We start from the raw sequence: 20,796 nt of genomic DNA, 5'->3' as shown, positions 1-20,796 counted from the left end.
TGTCGCGACCCTGCGCGTCGGCCACCCGGCGCGCCGCCGAGGCCAGCTCCGAGGCCACCCCCGCCTGGGGCATGGCCATGTCGGCCCGGGCCAGGTCCATCAGCCGGCCGACCAGTTGCGACAGCCGCGCGCTGTCGGCCGAGATATTGGAGAGGAACCGGCGGCGCTCGTCCGGGGTCATGGTGTCGAAGTGGTCGTCCAGCAGCTCGACCGCCCCGGTGATCCCGGCCAGCGGGGTCTTGAACTCGTGGCTGACGGCGCTGGCGAAATCGCGCAGGTAGCGCGAGCGCACGGCGATGGCGTCGGCCATCACCCGGAAGTCCTGATAGAGGTCGCGGATCTCGACAGCGGCGGTGGCGGGGGTCTCCGGCACGCTGCCCTGGCCGGCGGCCACGCTGCGGGTGGCGGCGCTCAGCGCCTCGATCGGCCGGGTCACCCCGCGCGACACCAGGCCCGACAAGAGCACCAGCAGCAGGATCGTCGCCCCCGCCCCGACCAGCAGCTTGCCCCGGTCCTGATAGACGCCGCGGAACAGGGCCCGGGGCGAGCGCGACAGCAGCAGGGCGCCCACCACCTGGCCGTTGACCACCACCGGCCGCGCATGGTGCAGGCGCACGGCCGAGGCGCGGCTGAGCCACTCGAACGAATAGCGCGGATGATAGGCCCCGTTGCGGCGCAGGACGGTGCGCGAATGGCCGTGCAGCGCCGCCTGGATCTCCGGCAGGGCCGCCAGGCTGCCGCCTTGCCCCAGGCCCCGCACCACCACGCCGTGACGGTCGACGATCAGGATCGAGGCCAGGGTGCTGCGGCTGGTCTGGTCGAAGATCGGCTCCAGCACCTCGGCGGCCGTCTCGGCCTGGGGATCGGCCTTCGCGCCGGGGACCGACGCCGGGCGCTCGGGCAGGACCGGCGAGCTGCGCAGGTCGACGCTGGTGGCCTCGGGGCGGTAATAGCCGGGATCGTCGCGGGCGTCCGGATCGGCAGGGGTCAGGTCGCGCACCGCGCCGGGCCACAGATTGGCGGCGGCCGAGGCCAGCGCCGCGCCCTGGCTGGTCAGCTCGGCCTCGGTCTGGCGGATCAGGGTGTTCTCGTAGGTGCGCAGGAACACCGCCCCGATGGCCGGCATGGCGGCGGCGAACAGCAGCACGGTCAGCAGGATGGTCCGCAGCCGCAGGGCCGGCCACCAGCGCCGCAGCCAGGTGTTCATCCGGCGACGCCTGCACAGGCGCCCAGCCGGTAGCCGATCCCGGCCCGCGTCTCGATCACGTCGTGCCCGCCCACCCCGGCGAACTTGGCCCTCAGGTTTCGCACGTGGCTGTCGATGGTGCGGTCGGTGACCGCGAAGCCGGGGCCGCGCAGGCGGTCGATGATGGCGTCGCGGCTGAACACCTTGGTCGGGGTCGTGGCCAGGGTCTTGAGGATCGTGAACTCGGTGACGGTCAGCGACACCTCGCCGCCCGCCCAGGCCGCGCTCCAGGCCTCGGGGTCCAGGCTCAGCTTGCCGCGGACGATCAGGCCGTCGGCCGGTCCGACCTGGGCCGTCTTGCCGCCAGTGCGCCGCAGGATCGCCTGGACGCGGGCCACCACCTCGCGCGGGCTGAACGGCTTGACCACATAGTCGTCGGCGCCCAGCTCGATGCCCAGCACCCGGTCGATCTCGTCGTCGCGCGAGCTGAGGAACAGGATCGGCAGGTCGCCCTGGGCCCGCAGCCGGCGGCAGACCTCCAGCCCGTCCAGGCGCGGCATGTTGATGTCCAGCACCACCAGGTCCGGCGCGCGCTCCGCGACGGAGGCCAGGGCCGCCTCGCCGTCGGCCGCCTCGCGGGTCTCCAGCCCCACCTTGGCCAGGGCGAACACGAGGAGCTGGCGGATGTGGGGATCGTCGTCGACGACCAGGATCGTGCGCGGTTGCATGGGCGCATGTTCAGCGATGCGCGGGCCGGGTCAACGGGATTGGCGAGGCGGCGCGAAGGGTTTGCCGTGCAGATCTGGTGCAGGGGGCGGAACGAACCCTGTTCCTCTGGGAGAGGGTTTCCTCAATCCAAGTCCGCTACCCGCCGTCGGTCCATTTGGCGAACGGGGTGTCGGGTTCGTCGACCAGGCTGGGCTGCAGCGAGCGCAGGTCGCTGGGGCGGATGTTGAAGGCCTTGCGGAAGCTGCGGCTGAAATGGGCCTCGCTGCTGAAACCGCATTGGAAGGCGATCTCGCTGATCCGCCGGACCCGCTTGGGGTCCAACAGGGCGGCGCGGGCCAGGTGCAGGCGGCGCTCCCAGATATAGGCCGTCACCCCGCCCAGGGATTCGAACAGGCGATAGAGGGTGGAGCGCGACACGCCCAGGGCTTCGCTGATCTTGGCCGGGTTGAGGCTGGGCTCCAGCAGGTTGTGCTCGACATAGGCGCGGGCCCGCAGCAGCACGGGCGACTCGCGCAGGCCCAGGTCGGCGCGTCCGGCCTCCATCGCCAGGCAGGCGCCCAGCAGTTCCGTGGTGGCGCGGGTGATGAAGGGCAGGGCTTCGGGCAGCAGCTGAGGGAACCAACGGGTCACCGCGGTCAGATGCTCGATCAGCAGGCCGGCGCGATTGCCGTCCAGCACCATGCCGTGCAGCTCGACGCCGGGGGCCACGGCCTGGACGTCCGCCCGAGGCAGGAACGTGGACAGCACCTTGACCGCGGTGCTGTGCAGCAGCATCGGCCGCGACAGGTCGCAGATCCCGACCTCGCCCGGGCCGAACGCGAAGGGCGCGCCGTCGAAGTCGCCGGTATGCGAACCGGCGATGTTGAACTGGACGATGTAGTGGTCCAGCCCGTCGGCGGCGATCATCTCCGGCGTGCGGAACATGGTCTGGCCGCCGGTCTCGGTGACGTAGAAGGCGTGGGGGCCCAGGCGCAGCGAGGTGATGCTGGCCGTGAAGCCCGGTTCAGGATCGCGCGCGTCCAGCGCTGTCAACACCTCGCGACGATAGTAGTCGTGGCGCTCCGCGGGCGGAACGCTCCGGGTGCTGAAGTTCGTCCGTCCCAGGCTGAAAATAGTCCCGGTAGACGGGTTCGCGGGTTCATTCATGCGGCCTCCCCCAAGGCACAATCACGCAACTCTCTGGTTCGCCCAATGCGTGCGTTCGTCGCACCATGCGAGGGCGGCTTTTTCCTTTGAGACGTCCGGTCAAGGAAATGGGACCGGGATGTAACGGCTCAGGCGCGCAAAGCCTTACTGCTGTGCGCCTTCGGTGGACGAACACGGGTCGGCGACTCGTGGCGACGTCCATCAGGATTCGACCCGGCGGCGCAGGACGCGGTCATCGACTCGGAGAACGGCGCACCGCGATGGCCCCGGGGGGAGCTTGCGATCAGCGCCGCCCAGACCCCCGTGGGTGGGGACCCAAACTGAAGGCGGGCCTTGGGGAAGGCCCGCCTTTTTATTTGACCGTTATAGCGCTGGCGGGTTGGCGGCCTGAAGGTCCGCTTGCCGGCGGAGCGCGCGATGGCGGCCTTCATGCGGTGCGCCTACCCCGCCTCAATGACGCTGTTCAAACCGCCAGCAAGTCTGCTTTCGGCCCTTTGCATCCATTCGGCGCGCCCGTTTTCAGGCTGCGAGGAGACTTGTGATCACGATTTAGCTTGTGGTTTTCAGAGTTCGCCGTGAGGAAGCTTCACTGAGTAGGGGTGATTGATATGAAGCTGAAATCGATTGCGGCCGCCTTGGCGCTCGCAACCCTGTGCGCGGCTTCCGCCCAGGCCCAGACGGTTGCGCCGCTCTCGTTCACTGACCGCCTGGCGCAGGCCGGGTCGCCGCTGACAGTCCGGCCGGAAGGCTTCTCGGGTGCGGGAGCCGCGACACTGTCGGAGGCTATAGGCGCCAGCCGGTACGTCCTCATCGGCGAGAGCCATCATTCGCGCGAGATCCCCGCCTTCACCACGAATGTCTGTCGATTGATGGCGCCCGGCGGCCTGACGGCCATGGTGGTCGAGATCGGGCCGGAGGCCGCCGGGGCGGTCAACGCACGGCTGAGGGCGCCGAACCGGGAACAGCAGATTTCCGACTTCATGCGCTCCCATCCCGACGCCATGGCCTTCCTAAACGGCCGCGACGAGGGTCAGACGGCGGCCGATTGCGCGGGTGTCGCAGGGCCGGACTTCAAGCTGTGGGGGCTGGACCAGGAGTTCTTGGGCTCGAGCGGCTATTTGCTCGAACAGATGCTGGCGGCCGGTCCAGGACCGCTCGCCCGCGCCCAGATCGAAGCGCTGGCTGAGCAGGAGCGGACGGCGATGCAGGCCGCGCTCATCTCCGGTTCACCCTTCGACCTGTTCCTGCTCAAGGCCACAGATGCGACGCTGGATCAGGCGGCGACAGCCATCGACCAGGACGGCGGCGACCGGGCCAAGGCGCTGTTCGCCGCCTTGCGCGAAACACGCGCCATCTATCAGGCCTCGCAGTCCCGCCGTGGCGATCCGAACGGGCGCAGGGCGCGGCTGATGAAGCGCACGCTGGTGACGCAGTTTGCCGAGGCGCCGCAGGCGCGCCTCCTGATGAAGTTCGGCGCCTACCATCTCTACAAGGGCTACAATCCACTCGGTCAGCGCGACCTGGGCAATTTCGTCGCTGAACGTGCCGACGGAGAGGGCGTTAAGTCGCTCCATATCGTCGTCACCGGCGCGAGAGGCGTGCAAGCCGGATACAACGGGGTCGGCCGCCAAGTGGCCGTGCACGACTTCGATGCGACCACGGGCAAGGACAGCGACTGGTCCAAGGACGTGATGCTGGCCCGCCCGTCGAACACGCCGCCGGGCGACTGGTTCCTGGTGGATCTGCGCCCTTTGCGCAGCGCCGATCTGGAAGCCCTGACGCCTGAATGGCGCGCGCTCATCCGCGGCTACGACCTCGCCGTCGTGGCGCCGGAACTGTCCGCGTCCACCGTGCTGGGGGTTCACGCTGCCCCTTAGTGCTCCCGGCCCATGCGCCAGAAGGTCTGGAACAGCGGTTCGACCAGATAGGCCAGGGCCGAGCGCTTGCGCAGCGGGATCAGCACCTCGACGGGCAGGCCGGCCTGCAGGCCCGACTGGCCGCCGCGGATTCTGCGGATCTTTTCCAGCTCCTGCGGCGGGGCGGCCACCTCGGCCCGGAAGTACTGCACGCCCGTCTTCTCGTCGGTGAAGCTGTCGGCCGACAGTTCGGTCAGGGTGCCGTTCAGCAGGGGCAGGTCGCGCTCGTGCAGGGAGGTGAAGCGGATCTGGGTCTTCTGGCCGGGCTTGAGGTCGTCGGCGTCATTGGGCGAGACCTTGGCCTGGATCACCAGGCGACGGTCCTGCGGCACGATCTCCATCAGCGTCTGGCCGGGCGCCACCACGCCGCCGACCGTGAACACGTTCAGCCCCACCACCTTGCCGCCGGACGGGGCGCGGACCGTGGCGCGCGCCAGCTGCTCGCGGGCCGCCAGCACCTTGGGCTGCAGGTCGTCGAGCCGCACCTGGACGTCGCGCAGCTGGCCCGAGACCTCCTCCATCATCTGGCGCTCCAGCGACAGGGTCTGCAGGCGGGTCTCGCCGATCTGCTCGGCGCCGCGGGCGATCTGGGCGCGATAGGCCCCGTCCTCGCCGGTCAGGGAGGCGGCGCTGCGCTGCAGGGCCAGGACCCGGGTCTTGGGCGCGTAGCCCTTGGCGGCCAGTTCCTGGACGCCGGCCAGCTCCTCCTCGATCAGCTTCTGCTGCTCGCGGTTGGCCTCCAGCTGGCGCTGGGCGCCGCTGGTCTGCTGGTCCAGCTGCAGGATCCGCTGGTTGAGCACCCCGCGCTGGGTCTGCAACGAGCCGCGACGGGCCTGAAACTGCTGGCGCTGCAGCCGCAGGGCGTCGTCGGCCAGGGGCTTGTCCTCGGGCGCCAGCTTGGCGAACTCCGGCGGGGCCGAGAAGCCGGCCTGCCGGTCGCGCTCGGCCACCAGGCGGGCGCGCTGGGCCAGCAGGGTCAGGACCTCGCCGGTCATGCCGCGCTCGCTGGCCCGCAGCTCCGACGCCGACAGCTCGACCAGGATCTGGCCCTTGACCACGCTTTGGCCCTCGACAACCCGGATCGCGGTGACCACCCCGCCCTCGCGGCTCTGGACCGCCTGGCGATTGCCCGCCACGGCGACCACCCCGTGGGCGTAGGCGCCGGCGTCCAGCGGCGCCAAGGCCGCCCATCCCAGGAAGCCCACGAAGAAGAGACCCGCCACGCCCGCGCCGATGCGGATGACCTGGGCCGGATCGTCCGACAGACGCGGCGGGATCTTGGCGGCGGCTTCATCCGGGACGGCGGCGGGGGCTTCGCTCGGGGCTTCAAGGGTCATGTCGATCATGGCTTGGCGGCCTGCAGGGCGGTGGTGGAAGCCGGCTTGCCGCCGGTCTTCGGGTCGGCGCCCTTGGCCCGGCCCTGGGCGGCCTCGGTCATCTTGGCGATGACGTCGCCCCGAGGGCCCAGCATTTCGATCTGACCTTCGCGCAGCACCAGCAGGCGGTCGGCGATGTTGAGGATGCCGGTGCGGTGGGCGACGATCAGGATCGCCGCATTGCGCGCCTTGGCGGCCGCCAGCGCGGTGTTCAACGCCGCCTCGCCATCGGCGTCGAGCGCCGAGTTCGGTTCGTCCAGGATCAGCAGGGGCGGATCGCCGTACAAGGCCCGCGCCAAGGCCACGCGCTGGGCCTGGCCCGCCGAGAGCCCGCGCCCGCCCGCGCCCAGCATCGTGTCGTAGCCCTTGGGCAGACGCAGGATCAGCTCGTGCACGCCGGCCGCCTTCGCCGCCGCCACGACGTCGGCGTCGACGATCGCGGGATCGTTTCCAGCCCAGATCGCGAAGCGCGAGACGTTGTCCTTGATCGAGCCGGCCAGCAGGCCCGAGTCCTGCGGCACATAGCCGATGTAGCGGCCCAGCCGATCGCCGTCCCAATCGGCCAGGTTGGCTCCGTCCAGGCGCACCATGCCGGCGTCCGGCGCGATCGCCGCCGCCGCCACCCGCGCCAGGGTGGTCTTGCCCGCGCCGCTGGGGCCGATGACGCCCAGGATCTCGCCCGGCGCCAGGCGGAACGAGACGCCGCGCAGCAGCACCGGGCCTTCGCCGGGCGCGCGCACGGCCACCTGTTCAAGGGCCAGCGCCCCGGTGGGGGCCGGCAGCTGGGTGCCGGACATCTCCAGGCCCTGGTTGGGGAACAGCTTGATCAGGTTGTTCAGCGCGCCGCGCGCCTGGCCGACCACGCCCCAGGATCCAACCAACTGCTCGATCGGCTGCAGGGCGCGGCTCATCAGCACCGAGGCGGCGATGATCGCGCCCGCCGAAATCTGCTTGTCGACCGCCAGCCAGGCGCCCAGGCCCAGGGCCGCCGACTGCAGGAACATGCGGGTGAACTTGGTGGCCGCCGAATAGCCGCCGCCCGTGAACTGGGCCTTGGCCGCCAGGTCCAGGCCGCTGCGGCGATCGGCCAGCTGCCGCTCGCGCAGCGCCCCGCGCATGCCCAGCGAGCGCACCACCTCGCCGTTGACGGCGGCGGCTTCCTGCGAGGCGTAGGCCTGGGCCTGGGCGATGAAGGCCTCGCGAGCCCGCTCCCGCGTCGCCCGCTCGTTGAACACCGCCAGCACCACCAGCACCGCGCCGCCGGCGATCGTCATGACGCCCAGGGCCGGATGGATCATGAAGGCGACCAGGACGTAGAGCGGCGTCCACGGGATGTCGAAGGCGGCCACGGCCACCGGGCCCGACAGCGCCTGACGCACGACGTCGAACTCGCGCATGCCCTGGGCCGAGGCCCCGGGGGCCATGGCGCTCATCAGTTTCTGCAGGATGCCGCCGGCCAGCAGTCGGTCCAGGCGCAGGCTCGCCAGGGTCAGCAGGCGCGCCCGCACGGTCTCCAGAGCCGTCTGGGTGGCCAGGGCGAAGGTCACCACCAGGGTCAGGTACAACAGGGTCAGCCGGCCCTCGGTGGGAACGACCCGGTCGTAGACCTGCATCATGTAGATGGTCGGCGCCAGCAGCAGCAGGTTGATGAAGGCGCTGAACACGGCGGCGGCCACCAGGTGCGGGCGGCAGGCCCGCAGGGCGGCGACCAGCGGCGGCGGCAACGGGGCGTCCAAGTACTTCACGCGTCTCTCCCCAGGACGCGCCCGTCTCCGCCAGCTCCATTCGCCGCACGCAGGCGCACGCCCCTAGGTGGTACCTAACGTAGGCGCTCGCCAATATGCAAGAACGTCGTTGTGCGAAAAAGTTAAGCTTGGCGGACTACTCCACGAAGGCCGGCGCCGTGACGCGCCGACCCAGCAGGAAGGCGTCGGCCACGTGTCGCAGGGGCGTGACGTCGACGTCCGACTGTCCGGAAGCGATCAGTTCGGCGAACCGGGCGTAGAGGCCCGGATACTCCGCCTCGGGCTGCTCGTGGACCAGGGCGCCGTCGATCCACAGCTTGGCGCCGCCGTGCGACAGGCGCAAAGCCCCGCCGTCGGTGTCGATCTCGATGTCCCAGCTCTGCGGGCCGGTCTGCAGGAAGTCGAACTCGGCGGTGACCGGCACGCCGGCGGTGTCGACGAACGACAGCTGCGCCTGGATCGGCGACTGGCGGTTCTCCGGCACGTGCAGGGTCGCCTCGGTCAGGAAGAACGGGCGCGGAAGGACGGCGGTGGCGATCGACAGGGCGTTGACGCCCGGGTCGAAGACTCCGAGCCCGCCCGGCTCCCAGATCCAGTCCTGGCCCGGGTGCCAGACCCGCACGTCCTCGCGCCAGTTGATCCGGGCCGCCGTGATCGTCTTGCCGGCCAGCCAGTCGCGCGTGGGCGCCACGGCCGGGGCGTGGCGCGAGTGCCAGGTGGTCTGCAGGGTGACGCCGCGCGCCTCGGCGACCTGGCGCAGGTCCTCGACCTCGCTCAGCGTCGCGCCGGGCGGTTTTTCCAGCATCACATGCTTGCCGGCCTCCAGCGCCTGGCGGGCCAGGCCATGGCGCACCTGGGGCGGGGTGCATAGGGCGACGGCGTCGAAGGCCACGCCGCCGGCCAGCAGCGCGTCGAACGTGTGGAAGCGGGGCAGACCCGGCTGCTCGGCGTGGCGGCTGACGATGGCGACCAGCTCGAAGCGCGGATCGGCGACCATGGCCGGCAGGTGCTGGTCGCGGGCGATCTTGCCCAGCCCGATCAGGGCCACGCGGATGGGTGTGGCGGCGGTCATGGGCAAGCGTTCCGACTTTGGATTACTGATTTGTAGGATAAATTCTCGATGGCGCTTGGGATGTCAATGCTCGGGGACTCGCCCTTGCGGCGTGTCCCCATGAGTGGCGTGGCGCCTGGAACTTGGGGACACGCCGCAAGGGCATGTCCCCGGCCCCCGCTTCACCAGCGGTCAGCGGATAAAATAGCCGTTCACCTTCCAGGCGGAATTTTCGCGGGCCAGCACGACGGTCTCGATGGCGTCTGACTTGTTCGCGAAGACCGTGGCGAACTGCACGATCTTGTACTCGCCATCGGGAACGCCGGGCAGCGAGCTGGCGCTCGACACGCTCTTGAGCGAACGCGAGGACACCTGGCCAAGTTGTTGCCGAAGCGGCTGGATCGTCGCGGTCCAGTCGGCCTGCGTGAGTTTCGACCTGAACACGCTGCCGGACGATTCCCAGCTTTCCGCCCAACGCTGCCCATCCAGCAGCTTGGTCCATTCCTCCGCCGAGGCGGCGCCGGCCTGGTCGGACGCGCTTGAAGACACCGAAGGCGCGGTCGGCGGCGCGGACGGTCCTACCTTCCCATCGCCGTGCAAAGCCATCGCTATCGCGGCTGCGGCTACTATCGCGAACATGATCGCCAATCCTCCAAAGAACCACGCGGCCGAGTGACCGACGCGTCGACGTTGAATCGATGCCCCAGGTTCTCCGCCCCGCGTCCTCGCCGCGACCACCCCCAATTCCATGTCCCCCAAGAAATTTGGGCTCTGGAGCTCCACCTGAGCCAGCCGCCTCGCGGCTTCTCGGCTGCTGCCGACACCCAGCTTTCGGCGCGCCTCACGAAGGCGCTCATTCACCGTGTGGACTGAGAGCCCCTGCGCCACGGCGATTGACTTGGCGTCATGGCCCTTGAGGAGAAGACGCAACGTCTCCTTTTCACGCTCGCTAAGAGTGCTGAGGCTTTCAGGCATCTCCCCCTAAGCCCCCAGCAACTCGAAACTCGCCGCCAGCCCGTCCACCGCGCTGCTGGCCACCCACAGGTCGAACATGCCCGGCTCGGCGATCCAGCGGTCGTTGTCGCCGACGAACATCAGCGACGCCCGCTCCAGGCTGAACCGCGCCTCGCGCCGCTCGCCCGGCTTCAGCGCCACCCGCAGGAAGCGCTTGAGCTCGCGCACCGGCCGCGTGCGGCTGGCCACACGGTCGCGGATGTAGAGCTGGACCACATGCTCGCCGGCGACCTTGCCGGTGTTGGCCACGGTGACGGTGACGTAGAGCTTGTCGTTCCAGGCCAGGCGGGTGGTCGACAGCTTGACGTCGCTGAGCGCGAAGCTGGTGTACGACAGCCCGTGGCCGAACGGGTACAGCGCCTCGTTGCGGGTGGTGCGCCAGCGGGCCTTGTACTCCTGACTGTCGTCGGCCTGGGGCGCGGGACGGCCGGTGGTGCGGTGATTGTAGGCGTAGGGCTCCTGGCCGCTTTCGTGCGGGAAACTGACCGGCAGGCGGGCCGATGGATTGACCTTGCCGAACAGCACGTCGGCCACGGCATGGCCTGTCTCGGTGCCCAGGAACCAGGTGGCCAGCACGGCCGGGGCGGCCTTGACCGCCCCCTCCAGCACCAGGGCCCGGCCGTGGCGCAGCAGCACCACCGTCGGCTTGCCGATCGCCCCGACCAGCTCGGCCAGTTGCTGCTGCACCCGGGGCAGGCTGATCTCGGTGCGCGACTGGGCCTCGCCCGACATGTTCTGGCTTTCGCCCACCGCCAGCAGCACCACGTCGGCGGCCTTGGCGGCCGCGACGGCCTGGTCGAAACCGCCGGGAATGACGTTCTCGACGTCGCAGCCCTTGGCGACGATCAACTGCGACGGGTCGGCCATCGCCTCGCGGATCCCGGTGGCCAGGTCGACGCCCAGGCTGGGGTCGCCGAAGAAGGCCCAGGGTCCCAGGATGTTGTCGCGATCCTGCGCGAACGGGCCGATCAGGGCGATCTTCCGGCCCGTGGTCGGCAGGGGCAGCAGGCCGCCGTCGTTGCGCAACAGCACGATCGACTTGCCGCCGGCCTCCCGCGACAGCGCCCGCATGGCCGGGGTGGCGGTGTTGGCGGCCTGGGCCTTGGCGTCGATCGAGCGGAACGGCCGGTCGAACAGGCCCAGGGTCTCCTTCAGCGTCAGCACGCGGCGTACGGCGGCGTCGACCACGGCCATGGGCACCAAGCCCTGGGCGACCAGTTCGGGCAGGTAGCGGCTGTAGAGGCCGCTCTGCATGCTGATGTCCACGCCCGCCAGGATCGCCAGCCGCGCGGCGTCCTTGTCGTCGGCCGCGTAGCCATGGGCCACCAGCTCCTGGTCGGCGGTGTAGTCGGAAATCACCACGCCCTTGAAGGCCCACTCGCCGCGCAGGATGTCGGTCAGCAGATGCTTGTTGGCCGTGGACGGCACGCCGTTGATGTCGTTGAAGGCCGACATCACCGACAGGCAGCCGGCGTCGAAGGCGGCCTTGAACGGCGGCAGGTGGACCTCGCGCAGGGTCGCTTCGGACAGGTCCACGGTGTTGTAGTCCAGCCCCGCCGCGACCGCGCCGTAGCCGGCGAAGTGCTTGGCGGTCGACAACAGGCTGTCGGGGGCGGTCAGGTCGCGGCCCTGGAAGCCGCGCACCCGAGCCTGGGCCATCACCTCGCCCAGGAACACATCCTCGCCCGAGCCTTCCGCGCCTCGGCCCCAGCGCTGATCGCGGGCCACGTCGACCATGGGCGCGAAGGTCCAGTGGTTGCCGTAGGACGAGGCCTCGATCGCCGCGGCCCGCGCCGTGCGCTCGGCCAGGGTCGGATCGAAGCTGGCGGCCTCGCCCAGGGGGATCGGATAGATGGTCTTGAAGCCGTGGATCACGTCGGCCGCGAACAGCAGCGGAATGCGCAGGCGCGACTGCTCGACGGCGGCGGTCTGGGCCAGCAGCGCCCCCTCGACCCCGACGCCGTTCATCAGCACGCCGATGCGGCCGGCCCGGACGTCGGCCAGGATCTGCTGGGTGTTGCGCTGGTTGACCAGAGGATTGATGTCGCCGACCGGCGGCCGGATCATGTCGGAATAGCACGACAGCTGGCCGGCCTTTTCCTCGATGGTCATCTGGGCGATCAGAGCCTCGACCCGGGGCGAGGCGGCGCGGGCCGCGCCCGCTCCCGCCAGAGCGTACCCCGCCAGGCCCGTCGCGCCGACCAGGACCGCCCTGCGGTCCACGCCCCGTCGATCGGACCCTTGTCGCCCGTCACCCTTCGCCATGAATCGTCCCCGAACTGTAGTGGGCCGCAACCTCGCCAGAAACGCCGCACGGTGCAATGGTGCGTTACCTGAGGAGCGAACCAACGCCTTCAACCTCGGAGAAGCTGCATGACCACCCTCTGGCGCATCGATGTCCGTCTCGGCGACGCTCCCCCCGAAGCGCCGCTCCGCAGCGTCGTGATCGAGGCCCCCACCGAAGTCGACGCCCTGCGCATCGTCCTGGCCCAGGCCGAACAGGACCGGTCCGACGCCGAGGAGCTGCTGCAGGACGGCCAGGAGGAAGTGTTCTCCAGGACCGAGGTGCGGGAGGGGCACGTCGAGCATCAGGGACAGACGGATTGAGGGCGTGGGAAGCTCACCCCCTTGCCCCCACCTGACCGCTACGCGGTCTGTCCGCCCCCATAGGGGGCGGAGGACGCCGCGCTAACCCCTCTTCCCCTGTGGGGGAAGACGACCGCGAAGCGGTCCGTAGGGGGCAAGTGGTCGCCTCACCGCCGGTACAGATAATCCCCCGGCAGCCCCATCCGCAGGCAGGCCTCCACCGCCGGCGTGCCCTTGACCGAAACCCGGTCCGCCGCGGCCCCGGCCCAGCGCACCAGCCGGCCCTCGATCGGACCCAGGTCCCAGTCGCGGCCCAACCCCACGACCGCCCGCACGTCCGGCGGGGTGATCGCCACCGCCGCCCGGACCAGCGCGCCCTGCAGGCCGCCCAGCGGGGCCGGCAGGATCGCGGTCTTGCGCATCAGCTCCAGGAACTCGAAGACGATCTCGTGGCGCTCCAGCTTCGGCAGCATGGCCGCCAGCTGGGCCTTCCATTGCGCCACCGAGGCCGGCGCGCCGACCGCGCCGTACAGCGCCGCGGCCGGCGCGGCCTCGGCGTAGAATCGGTCGCGGTCGGCCTCGCTCAGCGGGCGGGCGAAGGCGTGATAAGCCTCCATGAAGCCGAAGCTGGCCGTGGCCTGCACCCAGTCCAGCAGCGCCACGTCATTGGCCCGATAGGCCGCGCCGGCGGGGGTGTCGCCCGTGACCTTGTCGTGCATGCGCCGCACGCCGGCGATCATCTTCTCGGCGACCGAACGCGCGCCATAGACCGTGACCATCGCCGCCAGGCCGGTGCGTTTCAGGCGCGGCAGCGGATCGCGGCGAAAGCTGGAATGCTCCCAGACCCCCGTGCGCACCCGAGGTTCGGCCAGTTCCAGGATCACCGCCGTCACCCCGCCGACGAACAGCGAGATCGGGTTCTTGAACACGCGCCACGACACCGAGTCCGGCGCGGCCAGGGCCGGCTCGCCGGCCGGCCGGCGAAAGTCGATGCGCGGCCCGCCCTGCGGCTGATACAGCCCCTGGACCAGCCCCGCCAGGCGACCGTCGCCGTCAGCCATTCAGTTCACCCTTCGTGTCTTGCCGACCCAGTAGGGCTCGCGCAGCTCGCGTCGCAGGATCTTGCCCGAGGCGTTGCGCGGCAGGACCTCGATGAAGTCGATGGTCTTGGGCGCCTTGAAGCCGGCGATGCGGCTCTTGGCGAAGGCGATGATGTCGGCCGGATCCTGCGGCGCGCCGGGCTTGAGGGCGACCACCGCCTTGACCGCCTCGCCCCAGGTGTCGTCGGGCACGCCGATCACCGCCACCTCGGCCACGTGCGGATGGCCATAGACCGCGCTCTCGACCTCGGCCGGATAGATGTTCTCGCCGCCGCTGATGATCATGTCCTTCACGCGATCGTGGATGAACAGATAGCCGTCCTCGTCGATGTAGCCCGCATCGCCGGTGCGCAACCAGCTATCGGAATCGATCGTGTCGGCGGTCGCCTCGGGCAGTTTCCAGTAGCCGACCATGTTGGCCGGCGAGCGGACCGCCACCTCGCCCACCTGGCCGGGCGGCAGGCTCTCGCCGTTCTCGCCCAGGATCTTCAGCTCCGCGCCGGGCATGGGCAGGCCCGCCGAGCGCATGCGGGCGTTGCCGGCCGGGTCGTGGTCCTCGGGCGGCAGATAGACCACCGTGCCGGTCGTCTCGGTCATGCCGTACTGCTGGACGAAGCCGCAGCCGAACACCTCGATGCACTCGCGCAGCAGGTCCAGCGGGATGGGCGCGGCGCCGTACAGGATGTGGGTCAGGCGGCTGTAGTCGATCTCGCGGGCGCGCGGCAGGCGCACCACGATCTGCAGGGCCGCCGGCACCATGAACATCTTGGAGACCCGGTCCTTCTCGATGAAGTCCAGCACCTTGGTCGGGTCGAATTCGCGGGCCACCACGCCCTTGGCGCCGTTGACCAGCCCCACCACGCCCCAGCCGGTGCCGCCGATATGGGCCACGGGCATGGCCACCAGGCTGACGTCGTCGGGACCCCAGCGGTTCCAGTCCATGTCGGCCAGGGCCGCCAGCTTGCGGGTGGCCAGGATGTTGGAATGGGTCAGCATCGCGCCCTTGGGCCGGCCCGTGGTGCCCGAGGTGTAGAGCTGGACGGCGATGTCGGCCGGGGTGATCGCCGCGGCCGGCCGATCGCACGGGACGGCGTCGCGCCAGGCGGCGAACTCCGGATGGCCGTAGTCGTTGGCCTCCATGGCGATCACGACCGGCTGGTCCAGCATCAGCTCGGCCACGTCGCGCACATGGGCCAGCAGCTCGGGACCGACGAACACCATGCGGGCTTCGGCGTCGCCAAGGATGTAGGCGATCTCGCGAGGGGCCAGGCGCCAGCCGATCGGGGTCAGCACCACCCCGGCCTTGGCCGCGCCGAACAGCAGCTCGAAATAATGGTCGCTGTTCTTGCCGACATAGGCGATGCGGTCGCCCTTGGTCAGCCCCTCGGCCAGCAGGGCGTTGGCGACCTGATCGGTGTGGCGGTCGAAATCCGCGAAGCTGGTCGAGCGGCCTTCGAAGACCAGGGCCGTCGCCTCGGGCCGCACCTCATGGTGATAGCGGGCGACGTCGCCCAGGGTCGTCATGCGATCGAAATCAATCGCGGGTCCGGGGGCGGGTCCGGCCATGATCGATGGGTCTCCTCGCGTTGTCCGAGGCGGTCTGCCGCCGCCTTCGGTTTTGCTGGAGGCAGGATGAGGGCCATTTCGGGCGCGCGGCTAGGGAAAACGTGCCTTCCGCCGCGGCGGACGCGACTTTGCGGTCAAGCCTTGGGGCCCAGGCGGCGGGCGTTGGCCGTCGCGGCCGCGTGCACCGGAGCCAGCATCGCCGACTGCCAGGTCACGCCCAGCGACATCATTCGCCCCCAGAAGGCAAAGGCCCCGAGCGAGGCCGACAGGCCCGGCGCGAGGCCGTAGCTGGGCGTCTTCCAGGCCTGGGCGAGGTAGCGGTTGGATTCCGCCGCCATGGCCAGCCAGGCCGGTCCGCCCGCCGAAGCGCCCTGAGCGAAGGCCAGGGGCTTTTCCGAGATCATCCGCGTCAATTCGGCGTAGTTGCCGCGCACCGGATCGTTGAACGCCTGGACGATCATCGGCGTGCGGGCGTTGACCACGGCCAGCGAGGCCAGCGCCAGCTCGGCGCCGGCCGTCGCCAGGGCGAAGGCGTCTGAGGGGGTCGCCTTGCGGCGCGCGGTCGTCTTGCGGGTTCTGGCCATGGGAGGGTAACGCGCGCGGACGAGGCTTGCTCCGCCCGCATGAAAGACGGCCGCTTCGAAAACGAAAACCTCGTCCCCCAAGTTGCTTTGGCGACAAGCTCAGGATGAGGTTTTCTACTGCCGCCTCAGATGACGCCCTCTACCGCCACGGCCCGTAGAATGGTCCTCATCCTGAGCTTGTCGAAGGACGAGGACCACGCACCAGACTTGAAGGTTGATCGCGCCTAGTGCGCCGCGTCCTGGGCCTTTTCGCCGGCTTTTTCGGCCTGATCGCCGGCCTTCTCGGCCTGCTCGCCCGCGGCGGCGGCTTGGTCGCCGGCGGCCTTCTGCGTGGCTTCATCGCCGGTCGAGGCGGCGGTGGCGCTGGCCTGGGCGGCGGTCTCGGCGGCGTCGGCGGCCAGCTTGCTCGAAGCGGCGGCGGAGTCGCTGGCGGCGGCGGCTTCCTGGGCCTTCTCGGCCTTGTTCTCGCCGCAGGCGGTGACGCCGAGGGCGAGGGCGGCCACGGCCGCGATGGTGAGGATGCGCATGCTGTGAAGTCTCCCAAAATCCCCGACACCTTTGCCGTGGGCTGAGCAATGAACCCCAAAGGACCGCCGAAGGTTGCCGCGCCGTCCGATGCACGCCCGCCCTCCCCCCCGAGGCGCCGTAAGCGCTTGACCCGGCGCGGCGGTCGCTTTCTCTTGAGGCCGCCCCCCGCAGGATGAGCCCGTCCGCCCTTTGCAAGCCTCGGTCGCCCCCGACCCCGCGTCAAACTTGCCCTCGCCCGTCGCCGGCACCGTGCGCCGACGTCTGCTGCTGATGGCCCTGAGCCTGGTGGTTCCGGCCACGATCTTCATGGCCCTGCTGGCGCGCGCGGAGTTCGGCGAGAGCCGAGCGCGCTATGAGCGGCAGCTGGTGGCCACCACCCGCGCCCTGGTGCTGACCACCGACCGCCAGCTCGGTCAGGGACAGAGCATCCTGCAGACCCTGGCGGTCTCGCCCGCCCTGATCTCCGGCGACATTCCGGCCTTTGAACGCCAGGCCCGGGCCGCCGTTCAGGGAACCGACGCCTGGATCGTGCTGCTCGACAACCAGCGGCAGCTGGTCAACACCCGCCACCCGGCCGGCGCGCCCGCGCCCAGGATCGGTCTGCCGGACCTTCGCTGGCAGACCATCCGCGCCGGCCGCACCTCGGTGTCGAACCTCGTGCGGCCCCAGCAGGCCGGGCAGTTCCCACCCTTCGTGTCGATCGACATGCCGGTCATCGTCGACGGCGAACTGTACGACCTGGCCTATCAGCAGTCGCCCAAGGCCTTCTCGTCGATCTTCGCCGCCCAGAGCATCCCGCCCAGCTGGACGGCCAGCATCGTCGATCAGAACGGCTCGCTGCTGGCGCGCTCGAAGGACATCGACCGCTTCATGGGCCGCAAGGTCAGCGGCGAGCTGCGCACCGCCATGGACCGCGGCAACGAGGGCGTGACGCTGAGCCATACGCTGGACGGCACGGCCAGCCTCTCCGCCTTCAGCCGGTCGCCGACCAGCGGCTGGTCGTTCATTGTCGGCGTGCCGCGAGCCGAGCTGAGCCGGGCCAACTGGTCGTCGGTGGGCTGGCTGACCGCGGCCAGCCTGTTGCTGCTGATCATCGGCGCGGCCGTGGCGCTGGCGGTGTCTCGCGACATCTCGGCGGCGGTGCGCGGGCTGGGGGCCGACGCCAAGATCATGGCGGCCGGCGAGGAGATCGCCCTGGTCCCGGACCGCTTCCGCGAGATCGCCGAGGTGCGCGCGGCCCTGCACGACGCCTCCCGCCAGCTTCGGGCCCGCGAGGCCCAGGAGCAGCGCGCCCACCAGCGCCAGCAGCTGATGATCAACGAGCTGAACCATCGGGTGAAGAACACCCTGTTCACGGTGCAGTCCCTGGCCCGTCAGAGCCTGGGCCGTCCCGCCGATTCACCGGGTCTGCACGCCTTCAACGAACGCATCATGGCCCTGGCCCGGGCCCACGACCTGCTGACCCAGAGCGTCTGGGAAGGCGCCGGCCTCAAGGAGATCCTGGAGGAGACCCTCGAGCCCTATCTGGACCGGACGGTTCTGGCAGGCCCGCCGGTGGCCCTGACGCCCAACGCCGCCCTGGCCCTGTCGATGGTGTTCCACGAACTGGGCACCAACGCGGTCAAGTACGGCGCCCTGTCGGTTCCCGAAGGCTCGGTGACGGTGGTCTGGCACATCGACCCCGCCGCGCCGCACCGGCTGACCCTGCACTGGGAGGAGCGCGGCGGCCCCGCCGTGTCGCCGCCCGTCCGCAAGGGTTTCGGTTCGCGCCTGATCGCCGCCAGCCTGAAGTCCGACCTGGCCGGCGAGGCCCGCGTCGACTATCGCCCCAGCGGCGCGGTCTGCGTCCTGACCCTGTCCCTGCCCGAAACCGGGAAAGAACGGGCCGACAAGGAAGAGGCCGAAGACGGGCCTGAGGGTTGATCAATGTTCGATCGCGGGGTGCGAAAACCTCGTCCTTCGACAAGCTCAGGATGAGGTTTCCCACTGCCGAGGCCTGCACAACGGTCCTCACCCTGAGCTTGTCGAAGGACGAGGACCAGCCACGGCGGTCGTGCGTGGGTGGCCCCGAAATGGACGACGACGGAACAGGTCGACATCTAGTAAGTCATTTCTGACTTAGCCCAAGACTTAGGCGCCGCTCGGGCAATCGCATATCGACGTTCATCGATCGATTGCGCCGCGCGCCGCGATGGTCTTACCTGCGTCGCTCACCCCTGCGGGATCGAGCTTGATGACGCCACCTGACATCCTGATGCTGCCGGCCCGGCCCGAGCCGATCGCCCTGCCGATCGACAAGACCGCGGTGATCGTCATCGACATGCAGAACGCCTACGCCTCGCGCGGCGGCTATCTGGACCTGGCCGGCTTCGACATCAGCGGCGCGGCCGCCGTGATCGACAAGATCAAGGGCGTGCTGGACGTGGCCCGCGGCGCGGGCATGCCGGTGATCTATTTCCAGAACGGCTGGGACAGCGACTATGTCGAGGCCGGCGGCCCCGGCTCGCCCAACTGGCACAAGTCCAACGCCCTGAAGACCATGCGCGCCCGGCCCGAGCTGCAGGGCAAGCTGCTGGCCAAGGGCGGCTGGGACTACGCGCTGGTCGACGACCTCAAGCCCGAGCCCGGCGACATCGTGCTGCACAAGACCCGCTACAGCGGCTTCTTCAACAGCCAGCTGGACAGCGTGCTGCGCTCGCGCGGCGTGCGCCATCTGGTGTTCGTCGGCATCGCCACGAACGTGTGCGTGGAGTCGACCCTGCGAGACGGCTTCTTCCTGGAATATTTCGGCACGGTGCTGGAGGACGCCACCCACCAGGCGGGGCCGGACTTCGTGCAGCAGGCGGCGCTCTACAACATCGAGACGTTCTTCGGCTGGGTCTCGACCACGGCGGACTTCAAGGGGGCGGTGGGGCAGCAACAACCGTTGTCATCCCGGACGAGCGCGTAGCGCGAAGATCCGGGACCAACGCCTGAGCGCCGAGCTTCCGGCGGTCCCGGATCGGCGCTTCGCTTGTCCGGGATGACAGCTCGATAGAGACGAAAAAGGAGAGCAAGCATGCCCAAGACCGTCATCCTCCCGCCCGGCACGGGCACGCCCATCGCCCCGTTCTCGCCGGGAACCCTGGCCGACGGGATCGTCTATGTCTCGGGCACTCTGGCCTTCGACAAGGACAACAACGTCGCCTTCCCCGAAGACGCCGAAGCCCAGACCCGCCAGGTGCTGGAGACCATCAAGTCGGTGATCGAGACCGCCGGCGGCACGATGGACGACGTGACCATGAACCACATCTTCCTGACCGACTGGTCCAACTACCACACGATCAACAAGGTCTATGCCGAGTACTTCCCCGGCGACAAACCAGCTCGCTACTGCATCCAGTGCGGCCTGGTGAAGCCCGGCTTCGTGGTCGAGATCGCCAGCGTCGCCCACATCGGCAAAAAGTAGATGCAAAGCGGGACCGTCGACGGCCTGCACTACGAGGTTCACGGCGGTCCCGCCGCCGATCGCGGGACGGTGATCCTGTCGGCCGGCCTGGGCGGTTCCGGCGCTTTCTGGGCCCCGCAGATGGCGGCGCTGCTCAGCCGCTTCCGTGTGGTGCTGTACGACCATCGCGGAACGGGCCGCAGCGTGCGGACCCTGACCGACCCGCACTCGGTGGCGGCCATGGGCGACGACATCGTCAAGGTCATGGACGCCCTTGGGCTGGAGCGCGCCCACGTCGTCGGCCACGCGGCGGGCGGCAATGCCGGCCTGGCCCTGGCGCTGGACCATCCGGACCGCGTCGATCGGCTGGTGGTGGTCAATGGCTGGTCACGACCCGACCCGCACATCAAGCGCTGCTTCGACACCCGCCTGGCCCTGCTGAACAACACCGGCATCGCCGCCTATGTCCACGCCCAGCCGCTGTTCCTGTATCCGGCCGACTGGCTGAGCGCCAACCATGCGCGGCTGGAGGCCGAGGAGGTCCACCACATCCACGGCTTCCCCGATCCGGACGTCATGCGGGCCCGCATCCAGGCCCTGCTCGAGTTCGACATCGACGAGGCTCTCGAGAGAATCAGATGTCCGGTGCTGGTCAGCGCCAGCGCCGACGACATGCTCGTTCCATCGGCCTGCTCGCGCCGCCTGGCCGAGCGTCTGCCCAGCGCCGTGCTCGACATCGCGCCCTGGGGCGGCCACGGCTTCACGGTCACCGCGCCCGAGGCTTTCAACGTGATGGTCTTGAACTTCCTGGAGGAGGCGTGACGAGGCGCTCCGCCCAGATC

The 20,796-nt window shown here is 69.8% G+C and carries 18 protein-coding genes; 6 read left to right on the top strand and 12 right to left on the bottom strand.

The features are described from left to right. The 3 genes from WAL33_RS06775 to WAL33_RS06765 form a co-directional block, all read right to left on the bottom strand. Positions 1-1,207, bottom strand: a 1,207-nt coding sequence (locus WAL33_RS06775; RefSeq protein WP_422179744.1) for a histidine kinase dimerization/phospho-acceptor domain-containing protein, incomplete at its 3' end; no start/stop codon positions are given. Continuing rightward, positions 1,204-1,914 carry a response regulator transcription factor gene (locus WAL33_RS06770; RefSeq protein ID WP_422179742.1) on the bottom strand — a complete coding sequence of 237 codons (711 nt, stop codon included), beginning with the start codon at positions 1,912-1,914 and terminating at the stop codon, positions 1,204-1,206. The genes WAL33_RS06770 and WAL33_RS06775, both read right to left, overlap by 4 nt. A gap of 136 nt (positions 1,915-2,050) precedes the next feature. Further along, complete coding sequence (locus WAL33_RS06765) at positions 2,051-3,061, bottom strand: helix-turn-helix domain-containing protein (protein ID WP_422179740.1); 1,011 nt, start codon at positions 3,059-3,061, stop codon at positions 2,051-2,053. A gap of 608 nt (positions 3,062-3,669) precedes the next feature. Between WAL33_RS06765 and WAL33_RS06760 the strand changes: the two genes are divergently transcribed. Further along, entirely contained in the window at positions 3,670-4,938 is a 1,269-nt protein-coding gene (locus WAL33_RS06760; protein ID WP_422179738.1) for a hypothetical protein, read from the top strand. On the opposite strand, the gene WAL33_RS06755 is transcribed toward WAL33_RS06760, so the two are convergent. The 5 genes from WAL33_RS06755 to WAL33_RS06735 form a co-directional block, all read right to left on the bottom strand. Continuing rightward, positions 4,935-6,323, bottom strand: coding sequence for an HlyD family type I secretion periplasmic adaptor subunit (locus WAL33_RS06755; protein ID WP_422179736.1), 1,389 nt, complete (start codon positions 6,321-6,323; stop codon positions 4,935-4,937). The genes WAL33_RS06760 and WAL33_RS06755 overlap by 4 nt on opposite strands. Further along, positions 6,320-8,098: a type I secretion system permease/ATPase gene (locus tag WAL33_RS06750; protein ID WP_422179734.1), complete on the bottom strand. Its 1,779-nt coding sequence runs from the start codon at positions 8,096-8,098 to the stop codon at positions 6,320-6,322. Before WAL33_RS06750 ends, WAL33_RS06755 begins: the two co-directional genes overlap by 4 nt. Positions 8,099-8,234: 136 nt before the next feature. Beyond that, positions 8,235-9,170: a Gfo/Idh/MocA family protein gene (locus WAL33_RS06745; protein ID WP_422179732.1), complete on the bottom strand. Its 936-nt coding sequence runs from the start codon at positions 9,168-9,170 to the stop codon at positions 8,235-8,237. Positions 9,171-9,341: 171 nt separating this feature from the next. Beyond that, positions 9,342-10,124, bottom strand: a complete 783-nt coding sequence (locus WAL33_RS06740; protein WP_422179730.1) for a helix-turn-helix domain-containing protein — start codon at positions 10,122-10,124, stop codon at positions 9,342-9,344. A 6-nt stretch (positions 10,125-10,130) separates the two neighbouring features. Then, a complete protein-coding gene (locus WAL33_RS06735) occupies positions 10,131-12,428 on the bottom strand; it encodes a glycoside hydrolase family 3 N-terminal domain-containing protein (protein ID WP_422179728.1) in 2,298 nt (765 codons plus the stop codon). Positions 12,429-12,536: 108 nt separating this feature from the next. Between WAL33_RS06735 and WAL33_RS06730 the strand changes: the two genes are divergently transcribed. Beyond that, positions 12,537-12,770 (top strand): hypothetical protein, encoded by a 234-nt coding sequence (locus tag WAL33_RS06730; protein WP_422179726.1) that lies wholly within the window; start codon positions 12,537-12,539, stop codon positions 12,768-12,770. 146 nt (positions 12,771-12,916) lie between these two features. Here WAL33_RS06730 and WAL33_RS06725 read toward each other — a convergent pair whose 3' ends face one another. The 4 genes from WAL33_RS06725 to WAL33_RS06710 form a co-directional block, all read right to left on the bottom strand. Continuing rightward, a complete protein-coding gene (locus WAL33_RS06725; RefSeq protein ID WP_422179724.1) occupies positions 12,917-13,810 on the bottom strand; it encodes an oxygenase MpaB family protein in 894 nt (297 codons plus the stop codon). After that, positions 13,811-15,415: a fatty acid--CoA ligase gene (locus tag WAL33_RS06720; RefSeq protein WP_422179722.1), complete on the bottom strand. Its 1,605-nt coding sequence runs from the start codon at positions 15,413-15,415 to the stop codon at positions 13,811-13,813. 134 nt (positions 15,416-15,549) lie between these two features. Beyond that, a complete protein-coding gene (locus WAL33_RS06715) occupies positions 15,550-15,999 on the bottom strand; it encodes a hypothetical protein (protein WP_422179720.1) in 450 nt (149 codons plus the stop codon). 224 nt (positions 16,000-16,223) lie between these two features. Then, positions 16,224-16,526: a hypothetical protein gene (locus tag WAL33_RS06710; RefSeq protein WP_422179718.1), complete on the bottom strand. Its 303-nt coding sequence runs from the start codon at positions 16,524-16,526 to the stop codon at positions 16,224-16,226. Between the two features lie 271 nt (positions 16,527-16,797). Between WAL33_RS06710 and WAL33_RS06705 the strand changes: the two genes are divergently transcribed. The 4 genes from WAL33_RS06705 to rutD all read left to right on the top strand — a co-directional run bounded on the left by WAL33_RS06705 (position 16,798) and on the right by rutD (position 20,776). Then, positions 16,798-18,450, top strand: a complete 1,653-nt coding sequence (locus tag WAL33_RS06705; protein ID WP_422179746.1) for a sensor histidine kinase — start codon at positions 16,798-16,800, stop codon at positions 18,448-18,450. A gap of 268 nt (positions 18,451-18,718) precedes the next feature. Next, entirely contained in the window at positions 18,719-19,477 is a 759-nt protein-coding gene (gene rutB, locus WAL33_RS06700; protein WP_422179716.1) for a pyrimidine utilization protein B, read from the top strand. Positions 19,478-19,585: 108 nt separating this feature from the next. Then, entirely contained in the window at positions 19,586-19,975 is a 390-nt protein-coding gene (rutC, locus tag WAL33_RS06695) for a pyrimidine utilization protein C (protein ID WP_422179714.1), read from the top strand. Then, on the top strand, positions 19,976-20,776 hold the full coding sequence (gene rutD / locus WAL33_RS06690) for a pyrimidine utilization protein D (protein WP_422179712.1): 801 nt from the start codon (positions 19,976-19,978) through the stop codon (positions 20,774-20,776). The last annotated feature ends 20 nt before the right edge of the window (positions 20,777-20,796 follow it).

The organism is Caulobacter sp. (genome assembly GCF_049283275.1).
Classification (GTDB): domain Bacteria; phylum Pseudomonadota; class Alphaproteobacteria; order Caulobacterales; family Caulobacteraceae; genus Caulobacter.
The sequence above is the reverse complement of the archived record's forward strand: the minus strand, read 5'-3'. Positions and strand labels throughout refer to the sequence as shown.